Origin of the sequence: Micromonospora sp. NPDC050686 (genome assembly GCF_040654475.1) — a bacterium.
In the GTDB taxonomy this organism is placed as follows: Bacteria; Actinomycetota; Actinomycetes; order Mycobacteriales; family Micromonosporaceae; genus Micromonospora.
Genome location: NZ_JBFAID010000025.1, coordinates 47,922 through 73,112, shown reverse-complemented (window position 1 = coordinate 73,112; position 25,191 = coordinate 47,922). Strand labels below are relative to the sequence as shown.

The window sequence follows — 25,191 nt, the reverse complement described above, 5'->3', positions numbered from 1 at the left end:
GAGGACGCACGCGACCACCGTCGCCAATGACACGCCGACGACCCGGCCGGTCCACCGACCGGGGCGGCGGCTTCGACGCTGCCCGACTCGACCACCGGCGCGAGGTCGGTGGTTCAGCCCGATCATCCGTTGGCCTTCGTGGTAGGCGTTGCGGCCGTGGATTCGGGCGGGTCGACCGACGGGCGGGGCGCGGTGTCGAACGGGTGGTTCGGCTGCGCGAGTTCGCCGGACTCCGGCTGCGCTGGGGGCGCGGGTTGCCTCGGTGCCGGCGGCCCGGGCAGCAGTGCGCTTCCGGCCATGGGCAGGTAGGTCAGCGCAGCGAGGGCGAAAGCCACTGCGGCGCGCTTCATTCGTCGCCTGCGCGTGCCGGTGACATCGACGAACACCGGTCGGGTGTTTCGGGGGAGGCGGACTGGCGGAGTGAACTGCGGTCGCCGGGGCAGTCGATCGAGAGACACGCGAAAAGCCACCCGCTGAGGCTATTTGTCCCGCTATGGCCCATTGCCCTGATCGGGCGATCAGGGCAGTGGCAAATGTCCGCCATGTGCATATTCGGATTCCCGAGCCTGGACACGCCAAAGGGGAATGGTGTCCGCGGGCATCACCAAAAGGGCCTGGTGCGCCCGAAGGAACCCAAAAAGGACTGGTGTGCAGGAAGAGTCGGCCGGCACCGGGTCGGTCGAGCCGCCCCGGTGCCGGGTCCTGTCGTCAGCGTTCGGTGCGGTCGTCGATGTCGGTGTCGGACTCTCCGGGCAGCGCACCGACGGCGTCCTCGGCGGCCCGTCCGCCGGTGCTCTCGTCGCCCAGCGTCAGGTCGCTGCGGGGCAGTCCGGACAGTCCGGCCGGGTCGCGGATCTCGCCCTGCACGCCGCGGCCGTCCTGCGTCCGGTCGTCGATCTCGGTGCCGGACTCGCCCGGCCGGGCGCCGACCGCCTCCTGTGCGGCCCGCCCGCCGGTGCTCTCGTCGCCCAGTGTCAGGCTGCTGCGGGGCATGCCGGACAGCCCGGCCGGGTCCTCGGTCGGCTGGTCGGGCCAGCCCGTCTCGGCCCCCGCGCCGCCGGCGGATTCGCGGCGTCCGACCCCGGCGGCGTGGTACCGGCCGGAGGCGTCGCTGGTGTCGACGGGCCGGCCGTCCGGTTCGGCCAGCCCGGCCCGGCGCAACATGTCCACCAGTTCGTCGTGCGGCACGCGCTCGGTGTCCGGTATGCCGGCACCACGCGCGATGGACCGCAGTGTGGTCAGGTCCTGTTCTGCGAAGGTCTCGGCCATGCGGGTGCCTTCCCGGCGGTCAAGACAAGGAAACCTGCCCCGGGTCAGGTCCGGGCGCCGCCCAGGCCGAGCAGCACGGCCAGGCCCAGCGCGCTGCGCGGGGCGTACGGGACGCGCCACAGGCCGCCGTGCGCCGCGGCGTACGCCTCGTCCCGCCACGGCTGCGGTTGGGCGGGACCGCCGCCGGTGCGCAGGTCGTGCACGAGCAGGGCGGCCATCAGGGTGTTGCTGGTCGCTGGCTCGAACACCTCGATGCCGAAGCGGTGCGCCCCGGCGTACGCGGCGGCCAGCGCCCGGTTGCCCAGCACCGAGCGGGTGCGGGTCGGTGGGGCCACGGTGAACGACACGGTGCTGCCGGCGTCGCGGGCGACCGCGGCGCGCCAGCGTTGCAGCCGCTTGGCGAGGGCGTAGTTCGGGCCCTGCTGGGGGACCAGGCTGTCGTTGATCCCGGGGTCGGCCGCCGGCGGGTAGTTGCGGTGCAGCAGCCGGCCGCCGGAGAGCACCCGCAGCGACCGGCGGGCCAGCCCTCGGTCGGCGTAGCCGCGTTCGGCGTGGGCGACGGCGTCGGCGGGCACGGCGTACACGTCGGTGGGGGTGGCGAGGAACGCCAGCGCGACGTCCGGTCGGTGCCGTGCCAGATGGACGGTGAGCGCGTCGACGGCGGTGGCCACCCGGACGTTGGTGGCGCCGTCGGCGTAGACGTAGTTGCCGAGCACCAGCCGCCCGTCGAGGCCACGCAGCCAGGCCGCGGCCTGGGGGAGGCGGTGCAGCAGGTCGGCGCCGGCCCCGGCGGCCAGCGCCGCGTCGTCGGCGACGGGAGTGCCGGGTCGCACCGGCAGGTGCAGCCGTCCGCCGTACCGGTGGGCGGTACGCAGCAGCCGGCGCCAGATTTCCGGTCGGGGCAGGTCGACGGCGACGACCTCGCCGCCCCAGCGCAGCACCGACGGCAGCGGTCCCATCTCGGCGCCCGCGCCGAGCACCACGATCCGCTGGTCGCGCAGGTCCAGCCAGTCCGGGTTGGCCTGCACCGCGCGCACCGCCTCGGCGCAGCTGGGTTCGACGACGCCGGCCTTCACCCAGGCGTCGAGGCGGCGGCGCAGGTCGTCGCCGCGCAGCCGCTGCCCCCGGTACGGCAGGGCCAGTTCGCGGCGCACCTCGCCGGTCCCGGTGACGGTGGCGGTGGCCAGCGGCTCCGGATCGGGCAGGTCGAACGCCTGGTCCAGGGCCACCTCGGGGCCGGCGGCGGGCAGGTAGCGCATCCGGGTGTGCAGGGAGTCGAGCCCGTCGCGGGCGATGGTCAGCGCCGCGTCGCGGGAAAGCAGCCCGGCCTCGACCAGCCGGCGGAAGTGGCCGAGGTAGCCGTGCCGCCAGTTGGTCTCGTGCTCGGCGGCGCGGGCACCCACCGGGTCCACGGCGCGCAGGGCGTCGGCCACCACGGCCCGGCCCAGCGCGGTCGTGCTGCGCGTGCCACCGGTGTCGGGAAACACCACCCCGGTCGGGCCGTCCACGGCTCACCGTCCTCCCGGTCGTGCGGTCTGCGGGACACCCACTCTGCCGCATCCGTCGGCGGGCCGCAGGGTCGCGGGTGCCGCGGCGGGGCCCACCGGGGGGTGGCAGGATCGGCGGATCGCCCGCGACGACCTGGAGGACCGCATGCGTTACCGCACCCTCGGCAGCACCGGCACGGTGGTGTCGACCCTGTGCCTGGGCACGATGACCTTCGGCGCGGAGACCGACGAGGCGGGCAGCTTCGCCCAGCTCGACCGGTTCGTGGCGGCCGGCGGGACCTTCATCGACACGGCCGACGTGTATTCGGCCGGCGTCTCCGAGGAGATCGTCGGCCGGTGGCTGCGCACGCGACCGGAGCTGCGCGACGGGCTGGTGATCGCGACCAAGGGCCGGTTCCCGATGGGGCCGGGACACAACGACGCCGGGCTGTCCCGGGTGCACCTGACCCGGGCGCTGGACGCCAGCCTGCGCCGGCTCGGGGTGGAGGCGGTCGACCTGTACCAGGCGCACGCCTGGGACCCGCTGACCCCGCTGCCGGAGACACTGCGCTTCTTCGACGACGCGGTACGCGCGGGCAAGATCCGCTACGCCGGGGTCAGCAACTTCACCGGCTGGCAGTTGCAGAAGGCCGCCCTGCTCACCCAGCACCTCGGACTGACCCCGGTGGTGACGTTGCAGCCGCAGTACAACCTGCTGGCGCGGGAGATCGAGTTCGAGATCGTGCCGGTGTGCGAGAACGAGGGGATCGGGATCCTGCCCTGGTCGCCGCTGGGCGGCGGCTGGCTGACCGGCAAGTACCGGCGGGACACCCCGCCCACCGGGGCCACCCGGCTGGGGGAGGACCCGCAGCGCGGCGTCGAGGCGTACGCGGGACGCAACGCCCAGGAGCGGACCTGGCGGGTGATCGACGCGGTGCGTACCGTGGCCGACCGCCGTGGGGTGTCTATGTCGGCGGTGGCGCTGGCCTGGCTGGCGGACCGGCCGGCGGTCACCTCGGTGATCCTGGGCGCCCGCACCACCGATCAGCTCGACGACAACCTGAGCGCCGCCGACCTGCGGCTGGACGCCGAGGACAGCCGGCTGCTGGACGCCGCGAGCGCCCCGCCGGTCGCCGACTACCCGTACGGCGAGGCCGGAGTGCGCCAGCGTGGCCGGGAGCTGCCGGCGGGCTGACCCCGGTCGGCGGGCCGGCCAGGTCACGTACCGGGCACGGCGCGGTCACGACGTTCACGCTTGGGTAACGGCTCGGACACGACGGGCGTCACCGCGTCGTTGATCTGCGTCCAATCGCCATGTCGGGGCCCGGCCGGGCCGCCCGTCCTCCGGGGAGGAAGCATGGTCCATCTGCGACGGATGTCGCTGCTGCTGGCGGCGCTCGTGGCCACGGCGTCGGTCACCGCGTGCTCGGCCGGTGGCGCGGGGCATGACACCGGGGCGGGGCCAGCCCGCCACCACGAGAGCCAGCCGTGGCCCGGCGGCGACACGGCGACGGAGGAGGACGGGCGCTCGACGTTCGGCGTGGACGTGGACACCGCCTCGTACGGCTACACCCGCCGGCTCGTCTCCGACGGACGGTTGCCGGAGCGGGCGCAGGTGCGGCCGGAGGAGTTCGTGAACTCGTTCCGGCAGGACTACCCCGAGCCGACCGGGGACGGTTTCGCCGTCCATGTCGACGGGTCACACCTGCCCGTCACCCACCGGGCCGGCGGCGACGTGCGGCTGATGCGGGTCGGGTTGCAGACCCGGTCGCAGGAGCAGCGGAGCCGTCCCGACGCCGCGCTCACCTTCGTGGTCGACGTCTCCGGTTCGATGGGTGAGCCCGGACGACTGGACCTGGTGCGGGACGCGCTGCACACGCTGGTGGACCAGTTGCGGCGCACCGACTCCATCGCGATCGTCGAGTTCAGCGACGAGGCCCGGGTGGTGCGGGAGATGACGCCGGTCTCCGACGCCGCCGAGCTGCACGACGCCATCGACGCCCTGCGGGTGCGGGCCAGTACCAACCTGGAGGCGGGGCTGACGCTGGGCTACCGGGTGGCCCGGGCGGGCTTCCTCCGCAACGGCACCAACCGGGTCATTGTGCTCTCCGATGGGCTGGCCAACGTCGGCAGCACCGACCCGGAGCCGATCCTGCGCCGGGTACGCGCCGAGGCGGAGAAGCAGATCGCGATGCTCGGCGTGGGGGTCGGCAGCGAGTACGGCGACGAGCTGATGGAACAGCTGGCCGACCGGGGCGACGGGTTCGCCGTGTACGTCAGCGAGCGGGACCAGGCGCGGAAAGTGTTCGTCGAGCAGTTGCCGGCGACGCTGGCCGTGCGGGCGCTGGACGCCAAGGTGCAGGTGACGTTCGAGGAGGAAGCGGTGCGCTCGTACCGGCTCGTCGGGTACGACAACCGGGCGATCGCGGACGAGGACTTCCGAGACGACCGGGTCGACGGCGGTGAGGTCGGCCCCGGGCACAGCGTCACGGCGCTGTACGAGGTGCGGCTCGCCGAGGGCGCGTCGGCGTCGGCGCGGGCGGCCCGGGTGCAGGTGCGCTGGGCCGATCCGAACACCCGGGAGCCGGCCGAGACGTACGCGTCGGTGAGCGTCGCCGACCTGGACCGCGACTTCGCCGCGGCGTCCCCGCGGTTGCGGACCTGCTACGCGGCGGCCTGGTTCGCGCAGGCGCTGCGGGACGGCGCCGACGGCGGGCAGGTGCGCCTGGACGACCTTGCGGTGATCGCGGACCGGGCCGCCGAGGCCACCGAGGACGCCGAGGTGCGGGAGCTCGGCCGGGTGATCCACGCGGCGGCCGAGCTGCGCTGAACGCGACGCCGCCGGCCGGTGGTCAGCGGCGGGCGAGCTTCGGCGGGGTGCTGGGGCGGGTGCGTTCCGGGTCGACGCCCACCTGCACGGCGAAGCGGGGGTCGACGGCCAGCAGCGGGCGCGGCCCGAACACCGCCATGGCGGCCAGCAGCTCCCCGGTGTCGCGTTCGCCGTAGGCCGGGCGCAGCTCCGGGGACAGCTCGGCGTGCGCCCGCCGCCGCCGGCGCAGCAGCCGGCGGGCCGCCGCCCCGGTCTCCGGCACCTCGCACAGCCACCAGCCGCCGATGGCGGTGGCCAGGCAGCACAGCAGCAGGCCCGCCACGGGGGCGGGCCCGCCGGCGTCGCGTCCCGCCACGGCGCTGTCCACCAGCCGGGTCACCCCGACGGCGGCGACCACGAACAGCGGCACGGTGCCCGCCGCGATGCGTCGCCGCTGCGCCGGGGTGAGCAGCCAGCCGTCGCGGACCAGCCGGCCGACCAGCCGGCGCAGGGCCCGGCCGACGCCGGGGTCGGCGAGCACGGCCGCCCAGGTCTGCGGCCGGCGCAGCGCGGCGTGCACGGCGCGCACCAGCGGGGCCGAGCCGGGTGGTGGTGGCCCGTCCACCGTCAGGGTGGCCAGCTCACCGGCCCGCACCACGCCCGCGCGGCGCAGCGCCGCCACGGCGACCTGGCAGGCCAGCACCGCCCGGTCGTTCAGGTACGCCAGCTCGACGACGTCCGGCGCCGCGCCTGCCGGGCGGCGGCCGGTCAGCGCCCGTACGGCGAGGGCGACGGTGAGGGCCGCGGCGACCGCGACCACGTAGTCGAGCAGGAACAGCGGCCCGCTGACACCCCAGAGCATGGCCCAAGTATGGCCCGGGGCGCTGCCGCATGATCAGGAGGTGTGGCGGACCTCGGACTGCCAGATCTGCGACCAGGGGCGGGCCATGCCCCGGCAGACGAAGATCGGCAGCCCGTTCTCGTCGTTGTCGACGTCGACCCGCAGGTCCACCCGGCCGGCCTCGGTCACCTCGGCGAACCAGGCCCGCAGCCGGTCGGGGCGCTCCCAGCCGACGGCGACGACGACGTCGGCGTCGTCGCCCGGGCGGCCGAACGCGGCCATGCTGTTGTGCCCGGAGTACGCCCGGGGCAGCCCTCGGGCCGGCCCGTACCGGGCCAGCGCGCCCGCCTCGCCGTAGTTGCCGGTGAGCACCACCGCCCGGGCCCGCTCCGCCGCTGGCAGGGCGCGGTGCACCGCGGCCACCGAATCGGCGAACGCCGGCCAGCCGATGGTCTCCCCGGCGTCGTAGTTGGCGGCGACCACGAACTCGGGCAGCCGGTCCGCCGGCAGGGTGGGCAGCAGCAGCACCGCGCTGGACACCGCCGCGACCGCGCCGCCGGCGGCCAGCAGCGCCCGCCGGGCGTACCGGCCGCCCCGGCCGGCCCACTCGACGGTCACCACCGCGCCGGCGGCGGTGAGCACCAGCAGCAGCGGCGCGTCGTAGTAGCCCTTGCCGCCGCCGACCACGACCAGCGCGAACACCACCAGCCAGGCCCAGCCCAGCGCCCGGTACGCCCGCCACCCGGGCCGGCGCAGCAGCGCCACCAGCCCGGCGATCCAGATCGGCACGGCGTACGGGCTGATGATGACCAGGTGCAGCAGCAGGCCCTCCAGCCGGCCGCTGTACGAGCTGTCCCCGCCGGCGATCGACGACGCCACCCCGAGTTGCGGGAAGCCGTGCCCGGCCTGCCACGCCAGGTAGGGCGCGGCGAGCAGCGCGGCGACCGCCGCCCCGGCGTACACCCAGCGGTCGCGCAGCAGCCGCCGCGGCCCGGCGATCGCCACCCCGGCGAGCAGGCCCACGCCGAGTAGGGCGGGCAGCGGCTTGTTGAGCATGCCGACGCCGAGCACGACCCCGACGGCCAGCGCCCACCGGCCGTCGCCGGTGCGCAGCATCCGCACCGCGCACCAGGCGGCGGCCAGCCACACCAGCAGGTCCACCGTGGTGGTGCTGAGCAGGTGCCCCGGGTTCAGCACGATGCCCGCCCCGGCGGCGAGGAACCCGGCGAACAGCTGCCCGCCACGGCCGGCGCCGAACTGGCGGGCGATGGCCGCGACCAGCACCACCGCCGCGCCGGCGATCAGCGCCGACGGGGTGCGAAGCACCACCAGGTTGCCCGGCGCGACGGTGTCCGCCAGCCGGGCGAGGGCCGGCACCAGCGGGCCCTGGTCGACGTAGCCCCAGTCGAGGTGCCGCCCGGCGAGCAGGAAGTACAACTCGTCGCGGTGGTAGCCGTACCGGCCGGCGAGCAGTAGCAGCAGCACGCTGAGGGCGCCGCCGAGCAGCCACGGCCCGGCGGTGCGCGGGCCGGGTGGCGGCGGGTGCGGCGGCGCGGGCGTCGGGTCGGGGCGTTGGACGTCCACGGCGGAACCGCTCATCCGTTCATCGTCCCCGAGCGCCCGGGTCGGCGGGAGCCGGAAAACGGTTCGCCGCTGGTGGTCCACCCGGCTACCGTCCGCGGGATGCGGATCCGTGAGTGCACCGAGGACGACTGGGCGCAGGTCCGGGTGATCGTCGAGGAGGTGATCGCCGCCGGGGACACCTTCCCGTACGACCCGGCGTGGCCGGCGGAGGTGCTGCGCGACGTGTGGGTGGAACGCCCGCCCGGGCTGACCGTGGTGGCCGAGGAGGACGGGAAGGTCCTCGGCACCGCCAAGATGGGCACCAACCGACCCGGTCCGGGCGCGCACGTCGCCACCGCCAGCTTCATGGTGGCCGCCCACGCGCGGGGCCGCGGCGTGGGCCGGGCGCTGTGCGAGTACGCCCTGGACTGGGCGCGGGCCCGAGGGTACGCCGCCATGCAGTTCAACGCGGTGGTGGAGAGCAACACCGCGGCCGTGCGGCTGTACCGGCGGCTGGGCTTCGCGGTGGTCGGCACGGTGCCGGAGGCGTTCGACCACCCTACCCTGGGCCGGGTCGGGCTGCACGTGCTGCACCGTCCGCTGTGACCGGTGGGCGAGGATGGGCCGATGAACGCTGAGCCGATCGAGCTGGCCGCCGCCCTGGCGCGCTTCGACCAGCTGTGGAGTCCCCGCATCGTCACCACCGTCAACGACTACGACGTGCGCATCGCCAAGGTGGCCGGTGAGCACGTCTGGCACAGCCACGACCACACCGACGAGTTCTTCCTGGTGCTCGACGGGGAGCTGCGGATCGCGCTGCGCGACGGCGCGGACGGCGCGCAACGGGAGGTGGTGCTGCCCCGCGGTGCGGTGTTCGTGGTGCCGCGGGGGGTGCCGCACCGGCCGTTCGCGCCGGGCGGCGCGGCGATCCTGATGTTCGAGCCGTCCGGCACGTCCAGCGTGGGGGACCGGCACGACGAGGTGCCCGGGCACGTGGACGCCACCACCGGCCACACCCTGTAGGTCAGCGGGCCGCCCCGGCCGGTTCCGCCCGTGCGGGCGCCGGCCGGGCGGCCCAGGTAAGCCGCCGTACGCCGGGGACGGCGGCGGTGCCGGCGCAGGCGACCGCGACGAGCGCGGCGGCCACGAACAGCGGCGCCGGGGCGCCCCAGGCGTCGGCGGCCAGCGGGGCCAGGGCGTACCCGAGCGGCACCGCCCCCATCGACACCAGCCAGTCGTAGGAGCTGACCCGGGCCAGCGCGTGCGCGGGGACGCGCTCCTGCACCACGGTCTCCCAGACCGGGTTGAGGAAGCCCAGCGCGGCCAGCGCCAGGCCGTACGCGCCGATCGTCACCGGGGCGGGGGCGGCGAGGCCGAGCAGGAGCAGCGGAGCCGCGTACCCGGCGAGGGCGAGGTTGCCGACCAGCACCGGCCGGGCGGGGCGGGCCCGGGTGGCCAGCAGCGAACCGGCCAGCATCCCCACACCGCCGGCCTGTTGCAGCAGCACCCACGCTCCTTCGCCGCCGAGGCGCCGCACGGCGATCACGGGGCCGAGGGTGAGCAGCACGGCTGCGCCGAAGTTCCACACGCCGTGGGCGATCAGGGTGGTCCAGTACCAGTCGCGGCTGCGTACCTCGCGCCAGCCGAGCGCCAGGTCGGCGCGGAGCGACCGGTTCGGCACGGGGACCCGACGGACCCGGGTGACCGACAGCAGCGCGGCGCTGAGCGCGAACGAGGCGGCGTCGAGGACGAACGCCCAGCCGGGGCCGATCGTCCAGACGAGCAGGCCGGCCAGGGCGGGCCCACCGAGGCGGCTGGCGTTGCCGGCGGCGCCGATCAGTGCGTTGGCCCGTTGCCGGCCGTCCGGTTCGACGGTGCCGGCGACCAGCGGCGAGGCGGTCGGGATGGCGAACGCCGACGCGGCGCCGGCGGCGGCGGAGGCGACCGCGAGGTGGGCCAGGGCGGGGGTGCCGCCGAGCAGTTCCACGCCGACGACGAGTTGGGCGGCACCGCGCAGCAGGTCGGTGGCGATGGCGACGCGGCGGGCGTCGAACCGGTCGGCGGCCACGCCGCCGAGGGGGAGCAGCAGCAGCCGGGGCACCATGGCGCAGCTCAGCACCAGGGCCAGCGCACCGGTGGAGCCGGTGACGCGGAGCACGGCCAGGGCGAGGGCGACCGGGACGACCGCGTCGCCGACCGCCGACACGGTACGGCCGACGAAGAGCAGACGGAACGCGGGCAGCCGCAGCGGATGGGTCATGCCTAGAAAGTATTTCGACACCGAACCTTTCGTCAACGAATATTTCGACGACGACGTACACTGTCGGGGTGACCGATCGCGACCGCGCCGACGCGCACGTGCAGCGCTGGCTGCCCGTGCTGCCCGACCTGGACGTGGACGTCGAGGGTGCGGTGGTGCGCATGATCCACCTGACCCGACACCTGCGCACGGTCAAGGAGCGGGCCCTGGCCGACCACGACCTGCCGGCCCACGAGTACGACACCCTGCACGTCCTGGCCGGCCGCGCCGGGCGGGCGGCCCCGTCGGAGATCGCCGACGACCTGCGGATGGCGCCGGCCTCGGTGACCGCCCGGGTCGACGCGCTGGTCCGGCGGGGCTTCGTGCGCCGCATCCCGTCCACCGTCGACCGGCGCCGGGTCGACGTGGAGCTCACCGACGCCGGGCGGGCGGCCTGGCGGGCTGCGCTGGACGTGCAGGGCGCCGAGGAGCACCGGCTGCTCGGCGTGCTGGATCCCGGCGAGCGGGGGCTGCTGGCGGACCTGCTGCGCCGGGTGATGCTGGTGGCCGAGGAGCCGCCCCGCTGACGGAGACGACGGCCGGCTTGACGAGCCCACGGGGGCGCGCTACAACGGAACAAGAACTTGAGTCGCCTCGACTCAAGACCTGATTCGTCGAGACCTTCGGACCTGGAGAACCGAGGAGGCAACGATGTTGATGCGTACCGACCCGTTCCGCGAGATCGACCGCCTCGCCGAGCAGTTCTTCGGCACCACCAGCCGCCCCGCCGTCATGCACCTGGACGCCTACCGCGACGGCGAGTGGTTCTACGCCGCCTTCGACCTGCCCGGCGTCGACCCGGACAGCATCGACTGCACCGTCGAGCGAAACGTGCTGACCGTGCGCGCCGAGCGTCGCCGCGCCGCCGGCGACAACGTCGAACTGGTGGCCGCCGAGCGGCCGATGGGCACGTTCAGCCGCCAGTTGTTCCTGGGCGACACCCTGGACGCCGACCGGCTGGAGGCCGGCTACGACAACGGGGTACTGACGCTGCGCATCCCGATCGCCGAGCGCGCCAAGCCGCGCCGGATCAGTGTCACGGCGGGCGGCAACGGCCACCGCAAGCAGATCAACGCCTGAGTTGCCCCTCGTCGGTCGGCGGCGCGGCGTCCACGTCCCCGCCGCGCCGCCGACCGGTGGTCGGCGGTCGCCGCCGCGCGGTTGCGGAAGGGGTGACTCGAGGAGGCACGCGTCGCGGGCGGCCGTCGCCTACAGTGGACCATCGATGCCGAGGCCGAGGAGTCATCAGGTGGTAGCCCCGCAGGACCGGGCCGGCGATCCGTCCGCCGAGCGGCGGACCCTGCGCGGACGGCTCAGCCGCCACTACCAGCAGCTCGACGGCGGTGGCCGAGGGGCCGTGCTGAGCGCGCTCATCGGCCTGGTGGCCGCCCTGATCGCGGCCGGCGCGACGATCTACAGCGTCGTCGGGCAGGACGACGGGGGCGGACCACCGGCCAGCACGCCCGCCGCCGGCGCGGGCGGCCCTGGCGAGACGTCCCCGGCGCCGAGTTTCCCGACCACCTCCACAAGCTCACCGTCGACCGACCCGCCGTCGACCGGCGCGGCGCCGACCGATCCGACGAGCGCCCCCCCGCCACCGGCCGACGAGGTCCAGTGGAGCGGCGAGGTGCAGTTCAACGACGACGGCATCGACTTCGACCCCGTGCCACCGACGGTGGAGATGGACTGGCCCGTCTTCGACTCCGACCTGGAGCGGATCTCGGCCAACGAGGACGGCAAGCTGCACGCCGAGAACGGACACCTCGCCCTCTGGCCGGGGCCGGGCCTGCCCACCCGGCAGCAGTGCCTCGAACGCCTCGCGACACACGGCGACGAATGGATGCGCATCCCGCTCGGGCGGACCGGGTGCCTGCGCACCAGCAAGGACCGCATCGTCAGCCTCACGATCGCGCGCTACCCGGACGACTCCTTCCGGGTGACCGCGAAGGCCACGGTGTGGAACTCGCCGGAGGACTCGTGACCCGGCGGCACCGACCCCCGGGCGACCCGGGACCGCCCCCGGCGCGTTCCATCCACGAAGTCCGCCCGGTCTGAGAAGCTTCCTCGCATGTCGCGTAGTGAAGCCCCGGTGCTGCCCCGACCGTCGGCCGGCCCGGCCCTGCCCGGCGGCCCCACCGACTTCACCGAGGCGTGGCTGCGCAACCGGCGGCTGTCCGAGCACACCCGGGAGGCGTACCGGCGGGACATCGCCACCTGGCTGGGCTGGTGTGCCGGCCGGGGCCTGGACCCGCTGCGGGCGAGCTTCCTCGACGTCAACGCGTACGCCCGGCAGTTGGAGTCCACCCTGGCCGTACGCAGCGGCCGGCCGCTCACCCCGGCCACCGTGGCCCGCCGGCTGTCCGCCCTGTCCAGCTGGTACGACTTCCTGGTCAAGCTGCGGGCGCTGGACGCCAACCCGGTCGTCGCCGCCGACCGGCCCCGCATCGACCGGGACCACTCGGCCACCGTCGGGCTCACCCCCGAGGAGGTCGACGCGCTGCTCGCCGCGGCCGAGGCGGACACCGGCCCGACCGCCGTCCGCAACCGCGCCGCCGTCGCCCTGCTGGCCGACCTCGGGCTGCGGGTCGGGGAGTTGATCTCGCTGAACCTCGACGACCTGGGCGCCGAACGGGGACACCGCAGCGTGCGATTCGTCGGCAAGGGCGGGCGGCCCCGCCGACGGGCGCTCACCCCGTCCACCGCGCACGCCGTGGACACCTACCTGGCGGCCCGGGCCGCCGCGCAGGGCGTGCCCGTGGCCCAGCTGACCGGGCCGCTGCTGGTCACCGCCAGCGGCGCCCGGCTGGACCGGCACTCGGTGTTCCGGCTGGTGCGCCGGCTGGCCCGGGCCGCCGGGATCCCGGCCTGGGCGAGGCTGTCCCCGCACTCGCTGCGGCACGCCTTCGCCACCACCGCCCGGGCGGAGGGAGTGCCGCTGGAGGACGTGCAGGACGCCATGGGCCACGCCGACCCACGGACCACCCGCCGCTACGACCGGGACCGGCACAACCTGGACCGGGACCCGGCGTACGTCATCTGGGCCGCCCGGGCCCGCCGCCGCGGCTGACCCGGGCCGACCGCGCTCAGCCCTGCGGACGGGGGCAGATGCAGAACGGCTGGCCGATCGGGTCGATCAGCACCGTCCACCGCTCGCCACCGGGCTGGAAGTCCGGCTTGCGGGCGCCGGCCGCCAGGAACTCCTTCTCGGCCACGGCCACGTCGTCGACCCGCAGGTCGAGGTGGTAGCGCTTGCCGGCGGTCTCGTCGGGCCAGGCCGGCGGGGTGAAGCCGGGCACCAGCCCGAAGCCGATCGAGAACCCGTCCTTGCTGATCATCGCGTATTCGGGCTCGGCGTGGGTCACCTCCCAGCCGAGGACGTGGGCGTAGAACCGGGCGTGGGCGGCCGGGTCTGAGCTGTCGAGGTCAACCATGATGAGTTCGGCGTGTGTCATGCCGGGATTCTGGCCGCCGGGTCCGACATTCTCCGGCGGCCAGCGCCGCTCAGCAGAGCACGTCGAGGTGGTGGTGCGCGTCGGCGGCGATGTCCTCGTGGCGCAGCCACCGGCGGGCCCAGAGCCGGGCGGCCACCTCCGCCTGCTCGTCGCCCCACCCGGCGTGCTCCACCAGCAGGGCGGCGGTCAGCGCGTACGCCAGGCGCAGCGCCAGCCCGCGCGCACCGGCGACCACCGCGACGGCCTGCGGGTCGGCGGCGACCTGGGCGAGAGTGGCGCGCAGCTCGTCGGTGACCGCGGCCAGGGTGTCGGCCAGGGCGGGGGACAGCGGCCGGGCCAGCTCGGCGGCGGCGGCGAGCCGGGCCAGCAGCGGGGCGCCGGCGTCCTCCCGGGCGACGGCGCGCAGCACGTCCAGGGCGAGCACGTTGGTGGTGCCCTCCCAGATCGGCAGCACCTGCGCGTCGCGCAGCAGCCGCGGCACGCCGGTGTCCTCCACGTAGCCGGCCCCGCCGAACGCCTCGACGTACTCGCTGGCCGAGGCCACGGCGAGCCGACCGGTGGCGAGCTTGGCCAGCGGGGCGACGATGCGCAGCTCCCTGGCCGCGTCCGGGTCGGCGCCGACCTCCACCCGGCCGAGCAGCGCGAAGGCGTGCCCGGCCAGGACGAACGCGCCGGCCGCGTCGACCGCGAGGGTGCCGAGGGTGGCCCGGTGCAGCGGGTTGTCGGCGAGCGGGCCACCGGCGACGAGCCGGGCCTGCGCGTACGCCCGGGCGTAGGCCAGGCCGCGGCGCATCCCGGACGCGGCGGCGGAGGCGTTGTGCACCCGGGTCACCACCACCAGGGTCATCGCCCGCACCAGCCCCGGCACGGCCGGGTCGCCCAGCGGCAGCGCGTACGCGTCGCGCAGCCCGATCTCGGCGGTGGGCAGGGCGCGGGTGCCCAGCTTGTCCTTGAGCCGGTGCACGGTCACCCCGGGCGCGGGGGCGTCGGCGGCCAGGCTCGCCCCGGCCAGGGGCGAGTCGGCGGCGTACCGGGGCACCAGGAACGGCGCGAGGACCCGGCTGCCCCGGCCGGCGCCCTCCGGGCGGGCGAGGGCCACCGCCACCGGCGCGTCGGCGGCCGAGCAGAACCACTTCTCGCCGGTGAGCCGCCAGGAACCGTCGGCGGCGGGCCGGGCGACCGTGCCGGAGCGGGACAGGTCGGACCCGCCCGTCGACTCGGTCATCCACTGCCCGCTGACCGCCGCCTCGTCGGGATCGGTGGCGACCAGCCGGGGCAGCCACGCGTCGCGCACCCCGGCGTCGACGTCGGGGAGGGCGAGCAGCGCGGCGGCGCCGTCGGCCATGGCCACCGGGCAGGAGAAGGTGGCCGACTCGGGCGCGTACAGGTGCAGCAGCGCATGTTGCACGACCCGGGCGGCGGCCCCCCAGGTGCCGCGCGCGGACGCCAGGTAGGGCAGCGCGACCACGGCGTGCCGGGCGGCGGCCGCCCGCTGGGCCCGCCAGCCGGCGGCGGTGTCGATCCGGTCGACGCGGGCGCCCCACGGGTCGTAGCGCACCAGGGTGGGCGGGTGCGCCTCGGCGTCGGCGTGCGCGGCCCGCAGCGGCCCGGTCACCTCGGCGGCCAGGGCGGCCAGCCGGTCCTTGGCGGCGGCGTGCCCGGCCGGGCCGAGCTGCCGCTCCAGCCAGGACCGCAGCAGCGGGTCACCGGCGTACGGGTCGTCGGGGGCGGATACCGGCTGCACGTAGCGGGTCATCGGCGGCTCCTCGCGGGGTGGATGCGCCGACCGTAGACGATCCGCTCCCGCCGGCGACAGGGGCCGCAACTTCCTGCGCGGCGGTCCACCGGTTCTCTACCGTCGGAGGTGATGGGCGGTGAACGGGGGTGGGCGCGGCCGTACCGCCGGCGGCGGCCGGTGCGCGCCGGCCTGGTCCTGGGCGGCTGGTCGCTCGCCTTGTGCCTGGTCGGGGTGGCCGGCCTGGCAGCGTGGAACGCGCAGGTGGTGCTGGGCGCCAACGGGCCGGTCCGGGAGGCCGCCGACGAGTTCTTCCGGGGTGTCGCGGGCGGGGACACCGACCGGGCGTACGAGCGGTTGTGCAAGGCGGCACGCAGCCGGTGGAGCCCGGTCGGCTTCGACAGTTGGGTGCGCACCCCGCCGCGGGTCAGCGACTACGAGATCACCGACGTGTCGGTCACGACCCGGTCGGGACGGCCGCGCGGTGAGGTGACGGTGCGGCTGACCCGCGACGGTGCGGCCGGCGAGGAGCGGAAGCTGCCCGTGGTGTCGGAGGACGGCACCTGGCGGGTCTGCGGAGACCCGTTCTGACCGGGTGTCAGGCGCGGGGGCCGAGGTCGCCGGAGCGGTAGTGCCGCCGGCACAGCACCTGGTAGCGCACCTCCGCGGTGTCGACGGTGTCGCCGATGACGACCTGCGCGCCCTCGCGGACCACCCGCCCGTCGAGCACCCGGGCGTTGAGCAGCCCTTCCCGGCCGCACCAGCACAGCACCTCGACCTGGATGCGGGCCACGGAGTCGGCGAGTTCGAACAGCCGTTGGGCGGCGGGGAACAGGCAGGAGCGGAAGTCGGTGGCCAGGCCGAAGGCGTACACGTCGACGTCGAAGTTGTCGACCAGCTCGGCCATCTGCTCGACGTGCTTCAGGTCGTAGAAGGACGCCTCGTCGCAGATCAGGTAGTCGACGCGTACCCCCTCGGCCCACGCGTCGCGCACCAGGTCGCGCAGGTCGAGGGAGTCGGTGACCTCGATGGCGGCGTGGGCCAGGCCGATGCGGGTGGTCACCTGCGGGCCGAGCGACCGGTCGATGCGGGTGGTGACCAGGCCGCGGCGGCCCTGCCGGGCGTGGTTGTAGTTCATCTGCAGGGCCATCGTGGACTTGCCGCAGTCCATCGGCCCCCAGAAGAACTTCAGCGCCGCGGCGTGCAGCGGCCGACCGTCGACGCCGCGGGCGGCCGCGCAGCCGCCGGTGGGTTCGTCGCCGGGGCCCGGTAGGGGCCGGGCCAGGCAGGTCGGGGCGGCGGTGGCGTCGTCGGTCACGTCGCGGCAGCCTAGTCCATCGACGTTGCTCGATCGGGGTGGTGCTTACAACACCCGGGGTGGGGTGTTGCCGGCGGCGAGGATGGCTCGGCGCATCGGCACGGCGGCCAGCAGCGCGAACCCGACCACGAAGAAGATCAGCAGTGAGACCAGGCCCACCCGGTAGGAGGAGGTGAGCTGGAACACCAGCCCGAAGGCGAGCGGCCCGAGCCAGCTGGTGCCCTTGTCGCTGATCTCGTAGAAGCCGTAGTACTCGCCCTCCTTGCCGGCCGGGATGAGCTGGCTGAACAGTGACCGGCTCAGCGCCTGGCTGCCGCCGAGCACCAGCCCGATGCAGCCGCCCAGGATCATGAACGGCAGCGGCGCCTCGGCGGGCAGCCGGAACGCGGCGATGATCACACCGGTCCAGAGCACCAGGGACAGCAGCACCGTCTTCCACGCCCCGATGCGCCGGGCGAGGGCGCCGAGGGCGAGCGCGCCGCCGAAGGCCAGGAACTGCACCAGCAGGATCGTCACGATCAGGGTGCTCTGCTCCAGCCGCAGCTCCTCGGTGCCGTACTGGCTGGCCAGGGTGATCACGGTCTGGATGCCGTCGTTGTAGACCAGGAACGCCAGCAGGAAGAACAGCGTCAGCGGGTACGCCTTGATCTCCCGCAGGGTGCGGCCGAGCTGCCGGAACCCGTCGGTGAGCACGTTGCCGCCGCCGTGGCGCGCCGCGGCGCTCGGGTGCTCGCGCAGCCAGCGCAGCGGCACCAGGGTGAACGCCGCCCACCACAGCCCGGCGGACACGATGGACCAGCGGGCCAGGTCCAGGGTGCGCTGCGGGTTGCCCTCCTCGCCGAGCGTCTGGACCGCGACCAGGTTCAGGGCGAGCAGCAGGCCACCGCCGAGGTAGCCGATGGCCCAGCCGCGGCTGGAGATGGCGTCGCGATCGTCGGGACCGCCGAGCTGCGGCAGGAACGAGTTGTAGACCACCACGGCGGCGCCGAAGGAGATGTTGGCGATCATGAACAGCGCCCCGCCGAGCAGGTACCGCTCGCCGGTGACGAACACGAAGGCGGTGGTGGCACCGGCGCCGGTGAACGCGGCCAGGGCCAGCAGCCGCTTCTTGTGCGCGGACCGGTCGGCGATCGCCCCGACCACCGGCAGCACGAACACGGTGAGCAACACCGACAGCGAGATCAGGTACGGGTAGAAGGACCCGGCGGCGACCCGGATGCCCAGCGGGTGCACGTCTCCCGTGCAGTTGTCGGCGCCCAGCTCGCAGCCGGCGGCCAGCTTCGTGACGGTGGTCAGGAACGGCCCGAGGAACACCGTGATCACGGTGGTCTGGAACGCCGAGTTCGCCCAGTCGTAGAAGTACCAGCCGGTGCGCTCGCGGCGGGTGCTGCCGGGCTGGACGGGCTCGGCGACGGCGGGGGTGACCGTATCGGCCATCGGGGTCCTCGGGGTTCAGGCGGCCCAGTGGCCGCGGCTGCGGTAGACGTCGCGCAGCACGCCGACGTGATCGGTCATGATGCCATCCACTCCGAGATCAAGTAAGTCGTGCATCTGGGTGGGCTCGTCGATCGTCCAGACGTGCACGTGCAGGCCGAGCCGGTGGGTGTAGTCGAGGAAGCGGCGGTCCACCACCGGCACCCGCCCGTAGCGGACGGGCACCTGCGCGGCGACCACCGACGGGGGCAGCCGCAGGGGCCGGCCGTGCAGCGAGGCCATCCGCAGCCGGGCCACGCCGCGCATGCCGAGGCTGGTGGCGATCCGCCCCTGGGTCAGCGCCCGCAGCCGGGCCAGCCGGGCGTCGCTGAACGAGGCGAGCAGCACCCGCTGGGCGGCGCCGGTGCGCCGTACCGTCTCGACGGTGGGGTGGACCCCGCCGTCGGCCTTGACGTCGATGTTGAACCGGACCTGCGGCCAGGCGTCCAGCACGTCGGCGAGGCGGGGCACCACGGCGGCGCCGCCGACGCGTACCGAGGCCAGGTCGGCCCAGCGCAGGTCGGCGATGCGCCCCGGTTCGCCGGTGACCCGGCGCAGGGTGGCGTCGTGGAACACCACGGCCACCCCGTCGGCGGTGCCGTGCACGTCGGTCTCGACGTACCGGTAGCCGAGGGCGACGGCCCGGGCGAACGCCTCGGCGGTGTTCTCGTCGCCGTCGGCGGCGCCCCCGCGGTGGGCGAACGCCAGGGGCCCGGGGGAGTCGAGGTAGCCGCTGCCGCTCAGCACGCAGCGCAGTATGCCCCGCTCGGGTGGCCGACGGGCGACCGCCCGGCGACCATCCGGCGACGCCGGATGCCCCAACCTTCCCTTTCACTCCATCAACTGGCTAGGATGAGCGCTGATGAGCGAAGATGTGTACTCCGTGGAGAGGGCGGCGGCCCTGCTCGACCTGCATCCGCGCACCGTGCGCGGCTACATCCGGTCCGGGCGGCTGCGGGCGACCCGGATCGGCAAGCAGTACCGCATCACCCGGGCCGACCTGGACGCGCTGACCGGCCGGCCGCCGTCGCCGCCCACCGTCCCAGCGGTGGAGGTGTCCAGCATCGTGCAGGTCGACGGCGTCGACCGGGCCGCCGCCGACCGGCTGGGCACGCTGGTGCTGGCCGCCGCGAACAGCGCCCACGATCCGGGGCGTCCGCTGCGGGTGCAGACCGTCCACGAGCCGGAGCGGGGCCGGCTGCGCATCGTCGTGCTCGGCGGCGCGGCCGACACCGCCGAGTTGTTGCACCTGCTCGACGCCCTGCTGACCGGCGGGGGCGGGCTACTGACCGGGGAGGCCGAGGATGTCTGACGAGCTGCAGGACCGAGCCGGGGTGCCGGTGCTGGTGTGCGACCCGCACGGCCCGCCGGTGGCCACCGAGGCCGACGCGCTGGACCTGATCGGCGCCGCGTTCGTCGGCGCCGAGGTGGTGGCGGTGCCGGCGAGCCGACTCGACCCCGCGTTCTTCGCCCTCGGCACCCGGTTCGCCGGCGAGATCATGCAGAAGTTCGTCAACTACCGGCTGCGCCTGGCGATCGTCGGCGACATCTCGGCGCACCTGGCGGCCAGCGCCGCGCTGCGGGCGCTGGTCCACGAGTCCAACCGTGGCGGGCACGTCTGGTTCGTCCCGGACCTCGCCGCCCTCGACGACCGGCTGCGCGCCACCGCGTGACCGGTCTCGGCCGCCGTGGCCGTTGTGGCCCGAACGAGCGTGATACCTCAGAGGTATTTTGATGACTCTCAGGTATCACGCTCACGGGCACGGCATGCTCCTGGACCACGTGGTCACCAGGCAGGCGGCCCAGCCCGCCAGTCCGGAGGCGCGGCTGACGCCACCGGCTCACCCGGAGGTGTGGCGGCGGTGGGAGCGGCTGGTGTCGGTGGGGCGGCCCGGGTCGACGTGCCGGGGCCGCTCCGGTTCGTCGGGGCGCAGCGGGGCCAACTCCTCGGTGATCGCGTCGATGATCCGGTCGGTGGCCCGCCGGGCCGCTCCCGGGGTGCCGCGGTGCAGGTCGCGCAGCAGGACCGGAGTGCCGAAGTGCACCCGGATCGCCGGGCGGCGCGCAACCGCCCGGGCCAGGCCGCGCAGCATGCCCTTGGGCGCCCGGTAGGGCAGCACCTCGTGGGAGCCCCACTGGGCCACAGGCACGACGGCGGCGCCGCTGGCGAAGGCGAGCCGGGCGACGCCGGTCTTGCCGCGTTCGGGCCACATGCCGGGGTCCAGGCCGATGCGTCCCTCGGGATAGACCAGTACGACCGATCCGGCGGCGACGGCCGTGGCGGCCTGGTCGAGGGCCTGGTGCACGGCGGCGGTGCCGCGGTCCACGCGCAGGTGCCCGGCGTGGCGCATCAGCGCCCCGATCACCGGGGCGCGGAACAGTCCGCCGGTGGCCATGATCCGCGGGGCGACGCCGCGGGCGCGGCAGGCCGCGGCGAGCACCACGGGGTCGAAGGGGCTGATGTGGTTGGCGGCCAGGATCAGCGGTCCGCGGCGCAGTTCGGCCGGCACGTCGCCGGTGACCTCGAGGCGGCCGAGCGCGCCGACGAGGCCGCGGGCGAACAGTTGAGCGGCGCGCCAGAACAGGGGCGGGCGCCATCCGGTGGTCTCCATCAGGGGTGGATGGTCGCACGCCGGCGGGGGAGCGGGTGACCCGATCCCGGGTCGAGCGGCCGAGGTGATCAGGGTCATTGGTCCCGGGCCGATTCGGGCCCCCCGCCCCTGCCGGATCGTCTACGACGAGCAGTAGTATTTACTACGTCTCGTAGTATGCAGAGCTGGGGGTTTCCAGGTGGACGCGTTGGACGTCGCCCGCTGGCAGTTCGGTGTCACCACCGTCTACCACTTCTTGTTCGTGCCGCTGACCATCGGCCTGTCCGTGCTGGTGGCGATCCTGCAGACGCTGTGGCACCGCACCGGCAACGAGCGCTACCTCAAGCTGACCAAGTTCTACGGCAAGCTTTTCCTGATCAACTTCGCGATGGGCGTGGTCACCGGCATCGTGCAGGAGTTCCAGTTCGGCATGAACTGGAGCGACTACTCCCGCTTCGTCGGCGACATCTTCGGCGCGCCCCTCGCCATCGAGGCCCTCGTGGCGTTCTTCCTCGAGTCGACCTTCATCGGCCTGTGGATCTTCGGTTGGGACCGGCTGCACAAGCGGCTGCACCTGGCCAGCATCTGGGCCGCCGCGATCGGCACCAACCTGTCCGCCTACTTCATCCTCGCCGCGAACTCGTTCATGCAGAACCCGGTCGGCTTCCGGATCAACCCCGACAGCGGCCGCGCCGAACTGACCGACTTCGTCGCCGTGCTCACCAACAAGGTCGCCCTGATCACCTTCCCGCACACCCTGGCCGGATCGTTCCTGGTCGCCGGCTCGCTGGTGCTCACCGTCGGCCTGTGGCACGTGATGCGCAACCGGGACAGCGCCGACACCGGCGCGTACCGCTTCGCCACGAAGTTCGGAGCCTGGGTGGTCATGGTCTCCACCGCGGCGGTGCTGATCACCGGCGACATCCAGGGCAAGATCATGACCCAGGTGCAGCCGATGAAGATGGCCGCCGCCGAGGGCCTCTACGCCACCGAGAGCCCCGCCTCGTTCTCCGTGCTCACCATCGGCAGCCTCGACGGCAGCCGGGAACTGTTCGCCATCAAGATCCCGCACCTGCTGTCGTACCTGGGCACCGGCGACCCCAACGGCACCGTGCACGGCATCAACGACCTGCAGGCCCAGTACGCCAGCCAGTACGGCGCCGGCAGCTACACCCCGATCATCCCGGTCACCTACTGGAGCTTCCGGATGATGATCGGCTTCGGGCTGGCCGCCGCCGCCATCGCCCTGCTGGTGCTCTGGAGCCAGCGCAAGGGCCGCACCCCGACCAACCGCTGGCTGCTGCGCGCCGGCCTGGTCCTGCCCGTGCTGCCGCTGCTGGCCAACTCCTTCGGCTGGATCTTCACCGAGATGGGCCGCCAGCCGTGGATCGTCTTCGGCGAGATGCTCACCCGCAACGGCGTGTCCCGCAGCGTGTCGCTGGCCGAGGTGCTCACCTCGTTCACCGCGTTCACCCTGATCTACGCCACCCTCGCCGTGATCGAGTTCAAGCTGCTGGTCCGCTACGCCCGCGCCGGCGTGCCCGAGCTCGACCCGACCCCCGCCGACGACGACACCGACGACGCCGAGCGCCCGCTCGCCTTCGCCTACTGAGCCCCGGAGCCCATCGTGGAACTGACCACCATCTGGTTTCTCCTCGTCGCCGTGCTGTTCACCGGCTACTTCATCCTCGAAGGCTTCGACTTCGGCGTCGGCATGCTGCTGCCCGTGCTCGGCCGCGACGACCGGGAACGCCGCGTCCTGATCAACACCATCGGACCGGTCTGGGACGGCAACGAGGTCTGGCTGATCACCGCCGGCGGCGCCATGTTCGCCGCCTTCCCCGAGTGGTACGCCACCCTCTTCTCCGGCTTCTACCTGCCGCTGCTGCTGATCCTGCTCGCCCTGATCGCCCGTGGGGTGGCCTTCGAGTACCGGCACAAGCGGTCCGAGGCGTCCTGGAAACGCCGCTGGGACCAGGCCATCTTCGTCGGCTCGCTGCTGCCGGCGGTGCTGTGGGGCGTCGCCTTCGCCAACATCCTGCGCGGGGTGCCGCTGGACGCCGACCACGAGTACGTCGGCGGCCTGCTCGACCTGCTCAACCCGTACGCCCTGCTCGGCGGCCTGACCACCGCGGCGCTGTTCGGAACGCACGGCGCGGTGTTCCTCGCCCTCAAGACCACCGGCGACATCCGCGACCGCGCCGGCGCCCTCGCCGTGAAGCTCGGCGCCGGCACCGCCGTGGTCGCGGTGGCCTTCCTGGCCTGGACGTTGACCATCCGCTCCAGCGCGGCGGCCGTCGTGCTCGCCGTCGGCGCCGCGCTCGCGCTGCTCGCCGGCCTGGCCGCCGCCCGGGTACGCCGGGAGGGCTGGGCGTTCACCGGCACCGCGCTGGCCATCGCCCTGGCCGTGGCCACCCTGTTCGCCGCGCTGTTCCCGAACGTGCTGCCCTCCACCCTGGACGCGGCCGGCACGCTGACGGCCACCAACGCCGCCTCGACCCCGTACACCTTGAAGATCATGACCTGGGTGGCGGTGGTGTTCACCCCGATCGTGCTGGCCTACCAGGGCTGGACCTACTGGGTGTTCCGCAAGCGGATCGGGGTGGCGAACATCCCGCAGCACTGAGGCCGAGCGGGGCCGGTTGCCACACCGGCCCCGCTCGGCGTTCACCCGGCCAGCTCGGCGTCGGCCCGCTGCCGGATCAGGGTGAGCACCCGCCCAGCGACCGCCAGGTCGTCGGGGGCGATGTCGCCGTACAGCCGGGCGGTGAGCGCGGCGACGACGCCGGCGAGGCGCTGCTGCACGGCCCGGCCGGCGTCGGTGAGGGCCAGGCCGGAGCCGTCGGCGGGCAGCGTCCGCAGCAGCCCGGCGCCGATCCCGTCGTCGAGCGCCGCGAGCGCCGTCGCCTCGGCGACCTTCAGCGCCGCGGTCATCCGCCGGGCGAGCAGGGCCCGGGGCGCGGCCCCGCCCTCGGCCGCGACGAGGTTGAGCGCGACCGACTGGTGGAAGGTGATCCCGAGGCCGGTCAGCTCGCGCTCGAGGACCGCTCGGGTGGCGTGGTGGGCCTGGCCGATGACCTGGCCGTTGAGAACGGACACCGTCGACTCCTATCCCGTTGGCCGAGCCAACGTTGGTTACGCCAACGTATCAGTTTTCGTGGGTGCCGCCAACGATTCTGGTAACGTCCCGACCATGAACCCCGGCACCCAGCCCCCGGCCCGGCTGCACGCCACCCCCAGCTGGCTGCTCACCCAGACCGCCGCCCACGCCGCCCGCCTCGTCACCGAAGGGCTGGGCGCCGTCGCCGCCCGCGGCTACCACTACCGCCTGCTCGCCGCCCTGCACGACGACGGCCCAGCCAGCCAGGCCGACCTCGGCCGGCGCAGCGGCATCGACCGCAGCGACGTGGTGGCCGCCCTCAACGAACTCGCCGCCCGGGACCTGGTCCGCCGCGCACCCGACCCCGACGACCGGCGCCGCAACGTCATCACCCTCACCCCGGCCGGCCGCCGCCAACTGCACCGCATGGAACAGGCCCTCGACCACGTCCAGGCCACCCTGCTGGCACCCCTGTCCAGCCCCGAACGCGCCGAACTGACCCGCCTGCTCACCGTCCTGCTCGACCACCACCAGCAGCCCCGCTGACCCGCGCCCCGCTCAACCCGCCTCGCGCAGCTCCGCCAACCGGGCCTCGATCTCCGCCAACTCGGCACGCAACTTCTCCGCCTGCTGCTCCGCCTCCGACCGCTCCGCCGCCAGGATCTGCTCCACCGCCTCCCGCACCCCGGCCACGTCCACCAACGCCACCATCCGCAACGCCTCCGCCGGCTTCACCACGTACGGCTTCGCCAGCGCCTTGCTGCCCTGCTGCGCCGCCACCGTCCACTCACCGTCGGCGTACGCCAGGGTCACCGTCAACCCCGCCGGGCCCTTCGGCCGGGCCGCCTTCGCCGCCCGCCGCGGCGCCGGCCGCTCCACCTGCTGCTGGTCCACCTTCGGTTCCTCCCGCCGCGGCGCCGGCACCCGCGGCCGATCCAACACGAACTCCGGCTCCTCCGCCGCCGCCGGTTCGGGCTCCGGCGCCGGCTTCGGCTCCACCACCCGACGCCCCGCCCCCTTCGGCGCGACCGCCACGTCGGCGGGGGAGAACGGCAACTCGTCCCGCCCGAACCGCACCACCACGAACTCGTCGGAAACCGCCGGGTCCGTCAGCTCCACCACCTGACCCACCTGACCGGCGACCTGCCCCGCCGACGCGGTGAACACCACCTTCGGCTTACGGCCCGCCGCCAACGCCTCCCGGAAACCACGCACATCCTCATCGGACAAACCCTGGCCCGCCATCACAGCCCT

Annotated in this window: 27 protein-coding genes and 1 pseudogene; 14 read left to right on the top strand and 14 right to left on the bottom strand. The window is 74.5% G+C overall.

Going from position 1 to position 25,191, the window contains the following annotated elements; genetic code table 11:
* Window positions 1–122 precede the first annotated feature (122 nt).
* The 3 genes and pseudogenes from AB0H57_RS18145 to AB0H57_RS18135 form a co-directional block, all read right to left on the bottom strand.
* Window positions 123–386 carry a hypothetical protein gene (locus tag AB0H57_RS18145; RefSeq protein ID WP_357507777.1) on the bottom strand — a complete coding sequence of 88 codons (264 nt, stop codon included), beginning with the start codon at window positions 384–386 and terminating at the stop codon, window positions 123–125.
* 493 nt (window positions 387–879) lie between these two features.
* Window positions 880–1,269, bottom strand: a pseudogene (locus AB0H57_RS18140) (hypothetical protein); the annotation flags it as partial.
* 44 nt (window positions 1,270–1,313) lie between these two features.
* On the bottom strand, window positions 1,314–2,777 hold the full coding sequence (locus tag AB0H57_RS18135) for a hypothetical protein (RefSeq protein WP_357507775.1): 1,464 nt from the start codon (window positions 2,775–2,777) through the stop codon (window positions 1,314–1,316).
* Between the two features lie 145 nt (window positions 2,778–2,922).
* Between AB0H57_RS18135 and AB0H57_RS18130 the strand changes: the two genes are divergently transcribed.
* Window positions 2,923–3,951 (top strand): aldo/keto reductase, encoded by a 1,029-nt coding sequence (locus AB0H57_RS18130; protein ID WP_357507773.1) that lies wholly within the window; start codon window positions 2,923–2,925, stop codon window positions 3,949–3,951.
* A gap of 162 nt (window positions 3,952–4,113) precedes the next feature.
* Window positions 4,114–5,586: a von Willebrand factor type A domain-containing protein gene (locus AB0H57_RS18125; protein ID WP_357507771.1), complete on the top strand. Its 1,473-nt coding sequence runs from the start codon at window positions 4,114–4,116 to the stop codon at window positions 5,584–5,586.
* 22 nt (window positions 5,587–5,608) lie between these two features.
* On the opposite strand, the gene AB0H57_RS18120 is transcribed toward AB0H57_RS18125, so the two are convergent.
* Window positions 5,609–6,427 (bottom strand): TIGR04222 domain-containing membrane protein, encoded by an 819-nt coding sequence (locus tag AB0H57_RS18120; protein ID WP_357507769.1) that lies wholly within the window; start codon window positions 6,425–6,427, stop codon window positions 5,609–5,611.
* Window positions 6,428–6,460: 33 nt separating this feature from the next.
* On the bottom strand, window positions 6,461–8,005 hold the full coding sequence (locus AB0H57_RS18115) for a glycosyltransferase family 39 protein (protein WP_357507767.1): 1,545 nt from the start codon (window positions 8,003–8,005) through the stop codon (window positions 6,461–6,463).
* 84 nt (window positions 8,006–8,089) lie between these two features.
* Here AB0H57_RS18115 and AB0H57_RS18110 point away from each other — a divergent pair, with 84 nt between their 5' ends.
* Entirely contained in the window at window positions 8,090–8,575 is a 486-nt protein-coding gene (locus tag AB0H57_RS18110; protein ID WP_357507765.1) for a GNAT family N-acetyltransferase, read from the top strand.
* 21 nt (window positions 8,576–8,596) lie between these two features.
* On the top strand, window positions 8,597–8,992 hold the full coding sequence (locus AB0H57_RS18105) for a cupin domain-containing protein (RefSeq protein ID WP_357507763.1): 396 nt from the start codon (window positions 8,597–8,599) through the stop codon (window positions 8,990–8,992).
* A gap of 1 nt (window position 8,993) precedes the next feature.
* Here the strand turns inward: AB0H57_RS18105 and AB0H57_RS18100 are convergent, their stop codons facing one another.
* A complete protein-coding gene (locus AB0H57_RS18100) occupies window positions 8,994–10,229 on the bottom strand; it encodes an MFS transporter (protein ID WP_357507761.1) in 1,236 nt (411 codons plus the stop codon).
* A gap of 68 nt (window positions 10,230–10,297) precedes the next feature.
* On the opposite strand from AB0H57_RS18100, the gene AB0H57_RS18095 reads away from it, so the two are divergent.
* The 4 genes from AB0H57_RS18095 (at window position 10,298) to AB0H57_RS18080 (ending at window position 13,335) form a co-directional block, all read left to right on the top strand.
* On the top strand, window positions 10,298–10,795 hold the full coding sequence (locus AB0H57_RS18095) for a MarR family transcriptional regulator (RefSeq protein ID WP_357507759.1): 498 nt from the start codon (window positions 10,298–10,300) through the stop codon (window positions 10,793–10,795).
* Between the two features lie 124 nt (window positions 10,796–10,919).
* Complete coding sequence (locus AB0H57_RS18090) at window positions 10,920–11,348, top strand: Hsp20/alpha crystallin family protein (RefSeq protein WP_357507757.1); 429 nt, start codon at window positions 10,920–10,922, stop codon at window positions 11,346–11,348.
* 169 nt (window positions 11,349–11,517) lie between these two features.
* Window positions 11,518–12,249 carry a hypothetical protein gene (locus AB0H57_RS18085; protein ID WP_357507755.1) on the top strand — a complete coding sequence of 244 codons (732 nt, stop codon included), beginning with the start codon at window positions 11,518–11,520 and terminating at the stop codon, window positions 12,247–12,249.
* A gap of 87 nt (window positions 12,250–12,336) precedes the next feature.
* Window positions 12,337–13,335 carry a tyrosine-type recombinase/integrase gene (locus AB0H57_RS18080; RefSeq protein ID WP_357507753.1) on the top strand — a complete coding sequence of 333 codons (999 nt, stop codon included), beginning with the start codon at window positions 12,337–12,339 and terminating at the stop codon, window positions 13,333–13,335.
* A 16-nt stretch (window positions 13,336–13,351) separates the two neighbouring features.
* Here AB0H57_RS18080 and AB0H57_RS18075 read toward each other — a convergent pair whose 3' ends face one another.
* Together AB0H57_RS18075 and AB0H57_RS18070 are read right to left on the bottom strand one after the other, a co-directional pair.
* A complete protein-coding gene (locus AB0H57_RS18075; protein WP_357507751.1) occupies window positions 13,352–13,720 on the bottom strand; it encodes a VOC family protein in 369 nt (122 codons plus the stop codon).
* Between the two features lie 49 nt (window positions 13,721–13,769).
* The gene (locus AB0H57_RS18070) at window positions 13,770–15,476 is read right to left on the bottom strand and encodes an acyl-CoA dehydrogenase family protein (protein ID WP_357507749.1); all 1,707 of its coding nucleotides are present in this window, start codon (window positions 15,474–15,476) and stop codon (window positions 13,770–13,772) included.
* A gap of 111 nt (window positions 15,477–15,587) precedes the next feature.
* Here AB0H57_RS18070 and AB0H57_RS18065 point away from each other — a divergent pair, with 111 nt between their 5' ends.
* Entirely contained in the window at window positions 15,588–16,046 is a 459-nt protein-coding gene (locus tag AB0H57_RS18065) for a hypothetical protein (RefSeq protein WP_357507747.1), read from the top strand.
* A gap of 7 nt (window positions 16,047–16,053) precedes the next feature.
* Here AB0H57_RS18065 and AB0H57_RS18060 read toward each other — a convergent pair whose 3' ends face one another.
* From AB0H57_RS18060 to AB0H57_RS18050, 3 genes are read right to left on the bottom strand one after another with little or no spacing between them, the layout of a single operon-like run.
* Window positions 16,054–16,773 (bottom strand): thymidine kinase, encoded by a 720-nt coding sequence (locus AB0H57_RS18060; protein ID WP_357507745.1) that lies wholly within the window; start codon window positions 16,771–16,773, stop codon window positions 16,054–16,056.
* Window positions 16,774–16,818: 45 nt separating this feature from the next.
* Complete coding sequence (locus AB0H57_RS18055) at window positions 16,819–18,210, bottom strand: MFS transporter (protein ID WP_357507743.1); 1,392 nt, start codon at window positions 18,208–18,210, stop codon at window positions 16,819–16,821.
* Window positions 18,211–18,225: 15 nt separating this feature from the next.
* Window positions 18,226–18,993 carry a glycerophosphodiester phosphodiesterase gene (locus AB0H57_RS18050; protein ID WP_357507741.1) on the bottom strand — a complete coding sequence of 256 codons (768 nt, stop codon included), beginning with the start codon at window positions 18,991–18,993 and terminating at the stop codon, window positions 18,226–18,228.
* 115 nt (window positions 18,994–19,108) lie between these two features.
* Here AB0H57_RS18050 and AB0H57_RS18045 point away from each other — a divergent pair, with 115 nt between their 5' ends.
* The gene (locus tag AB0H57_RS18045; RefSeq protein WP_357507739.1) at window positions 19,109–19,558 is read left to right on the top strand and encodes a helix-turn-helix domain-containing protein; all 450 of its coding nucleotides are present in this window, start codon (window positions 19,109–19,111) and stop codon (window positions 19,556–19,558) included.
* Window positions 19,551–19,919, top strand: coding sequence for a DUF4180 domain-containing protein (locus AB0H57_RS18040; protein ID WP_357507737.1), 369 nt, complete (start codon window positions 19,551–19,553; stop codon window positions 19,917–19,919). The genes AB0H57_RS18045 and AB0H57_RS18040 overlap by 8 nt, the downstream gene beginning before the upstream one ends.
* Window positions 19,920–20,087: 168 nt before the next feature.
* Here AB0H57_RS18040 and AB0H57_RS18035 read toward each other — a convergent pair whose 3' ends face one another.
* A complete protein-coding gene (locus AB0H57_RS18035; RefSeq protein ID WP_357507735.1) occupies window positions 20,088–20,858 on the bottom strand; it encodes a lysophospholipid acyltransferase family protein in 771 nt (256 codons plus the stop codon).
* A gap of 178 nt (window positions 20,859–21,036) precedes the next feature.
* Between AB0H57_RS18035 and AB0H57_RS18030 the strand changes: the two genes are divergently transcribed.
* Together AB0H57_RS18030 and cydB are read left to right on the top strand one after the other, a co-directional pair.
* On the top strand, window positions 21,037–22,449 hold the full coding sequence (locus AB0H57_RS18030; RefSeq protein ID WP_357507733.1) for a cytochrome ubiquinol oxidase subunit I: 1,413 nt from the start codon (window positions 21,037–21,039) through the stop codon (window positions 22,447–22,449).
* Between the two features lie 15 nt (window positions 22,450–22,464).
* The gene (cydB, locus tag AB0H57_RS18025) at window positions 22,465–23,463 is read left to right on the top strand and encodes a cytochrome d ubiquinol oxidase subunit II (protein ID WP_357507731.1); all 999 of its coding nucleotides are present in this window, start codon (window positions 22,465–22,467) and stop codon (window positions 23,461–23,463) included.
* A 41-nt stretch (window positions 23,464–23,504) separates the two neighbouring features.
* Here the strand turns inward: cydB and AB0H57_RS18020 are convergent, their stop codons facing one another.
* Window positions 23,505–23,936, bottom strand: a complete 432-nt coding sequence (locus AB0H57_RS18020; RefSeq protein ID WP_357507729.1) for a hypothetical protein — start codon at window positions 23,934–23,936, stop codon at window positions 23,505–23,507.
* A gap of 94 nt (window positions 23,937–24,030) precedes the next feature.
* Between AB0H57_RS18020 and AB0H57_RS18015 the strand changes: the two genes are divergently transcribed.
* Window positions 24,031–24,483 carry a MarR family transcriptional regulator gene (locus AB0H57_RS18015; RefSeq protein WP_357507727.1) on the top strand — a complete coding sequence of 151 codons (453 nt, stop codon included), beginning with the start codon at window positions 24,031–24,033 and terminating at the stop codon, window positions 24,481–24,483.
* A 12-nt stretch (window positions 24,484–24,495) separates the two neighbouring features.
* Here AB0H57_RS18015 and AB0H57_RS18010 read toward each other — a convergent pair whose 3' ends face one another.
* Complete coding sequence (locus tag AB0H57_RS18010) at window positions 24,496–25,182, bottom strand: hypothetical protein (RefSeq protein WP_357507725.1); 687 nt, start codon at window positions 25,180–25,182, stop codon at window positions 24,496–24,498.
* Between the last annotated feature and the right edge of the window lie 9 nt (window positions 25,183–25,191).

Bases quoted from the DNA above. Each gene is read 5' to 3' on its own strand.
- AB0H57_RS18010 (WP_357507725.1), bottom strand. From the start codon at position 25,182: ATGGCGGGCCAGGGTTTGTCCGATGAGGATGTGCGTGGTTTCCGGGAG.
- AB0H57_RS18115 (WP_357507767.1), bottom strand. From the start codon at position 8,005: ATGAGCGGTTCCGCCGTGGACGTCCAACGCCCCGACCCGACGCCCGCG.
- AB0H57_RS18065 (WP_357507747.1), top strand. From the start codon at position 15,588: ATGGGCGGTGAACGGGGGTGGGCGCGGCCGTACCGCCGGCGGCGGCCG.
- AB0H57_RS18120 (WP_357507769.1), bottom strand. From the start codon at position 6,427: ATGCTCTGGGGTGTCAGCGGGCCGCTGTTCCTGCTCGACTACGTGGTC.
- AB0H57_RS18015 (WP_357507727.1), top strand. From the start codon at position 24,031: ATGAACCCCGGCACCCAGCCCCCGGCCCGGCTGCACGCCACCCCCAGC.
- AB0H57_RS18090 (WP_357507757.1), top strand. From the start codon at position 10,920: ATGTTGATGCGTACCGACCCGTTCCGCGAGATCGACCGCCTCGCCGAG.
- AB0H57_RS18045 (WP_357507739.1), top strand. From the start codon at position 19,109: ATGAGCGAAGATGTGTACTCCGTGGAGAGGGCGGCGGCCCTGCTCGAC.
- AB0H57_RS18035 (WP_357507735.1), bottom strand. From the start codon at position 20,858: ATGGAGACCACCGGATGGCGCCCGCCCCTGTTCTGGCGCGCCGCTCAA.
- AB0H57_RS18080 (WP_357507753.1), top strand. From the start codon at position 12,337: ATGTCGCGTAGTGAAGCCCCGGTGCTGCCCCGACCGTCGGCCGGCCCG.
- AB0H57_RS18055 (WP_357507743.1), bottom strand. From the start codon at position 18,210: ATGGCCGATACGGTCACCCCCGCCGTCGCCGAGCCCGTCCAGCCCGGC.
- AB0H57_RS18070 (WP_357507749.1), bottom strand. From the start codon at position 15,476: ATGACCCGCTACGTGCAGCCGGTATCCGCCCCCGACGACCCGTACGCC.
- AB0H57_RS18110 (WP_357507765.1), top strand. From the start codon at position 8,090: ATGCGGATCCGTGAGTGCACCGAGGACGACTGGGCGCAGGTCCGGGTG.
- AB0H57_RS18040 (WP_357507737.1), top strand. From the start codon at position 19,551: ATGTCTGACGAGCTGCAGGACCGAGCCGGGGTGCCGGTGCTGGTGTGC.
- AB0H57_RS18125 (WP_357507771.1), top strand. From the start codon at position 4,114: ATGGTCCATCTGCGACGGATGTCGCTGCTGCTGGCGGCGCTCGTGGCC.
- AB0H57_RS18105 (WP_357507763.1), top strand. From the start codon at position 8,597: ATGAACGCTGAGCCGATCGAGCTGGCCGCCGCCCTGGCGCGCTTCGAC.
- AB0H57_RS18130 (WP_357507773.1), top strand. From the start codon at position 2,923: ATGCGTTACCGCACCCTCGGCAGCACCGGCACGGTGGTGTCGACCCTG.
- AB0H57_RS18075 (WP_357507751.1), bottom strand. From the start codon at position 13,720: ATGACACACGCCGAACTCATCATGGTTGACCTCGACAGCTCAGACCCG.
- AB0H57_RS18100 (WP_357507761.1), bottom strand. From the start codon at position 10,229: ATGACCCATCCGCTGCGGCTGCCCGCGTTCCGTCTGCTCTTCGTCGGC.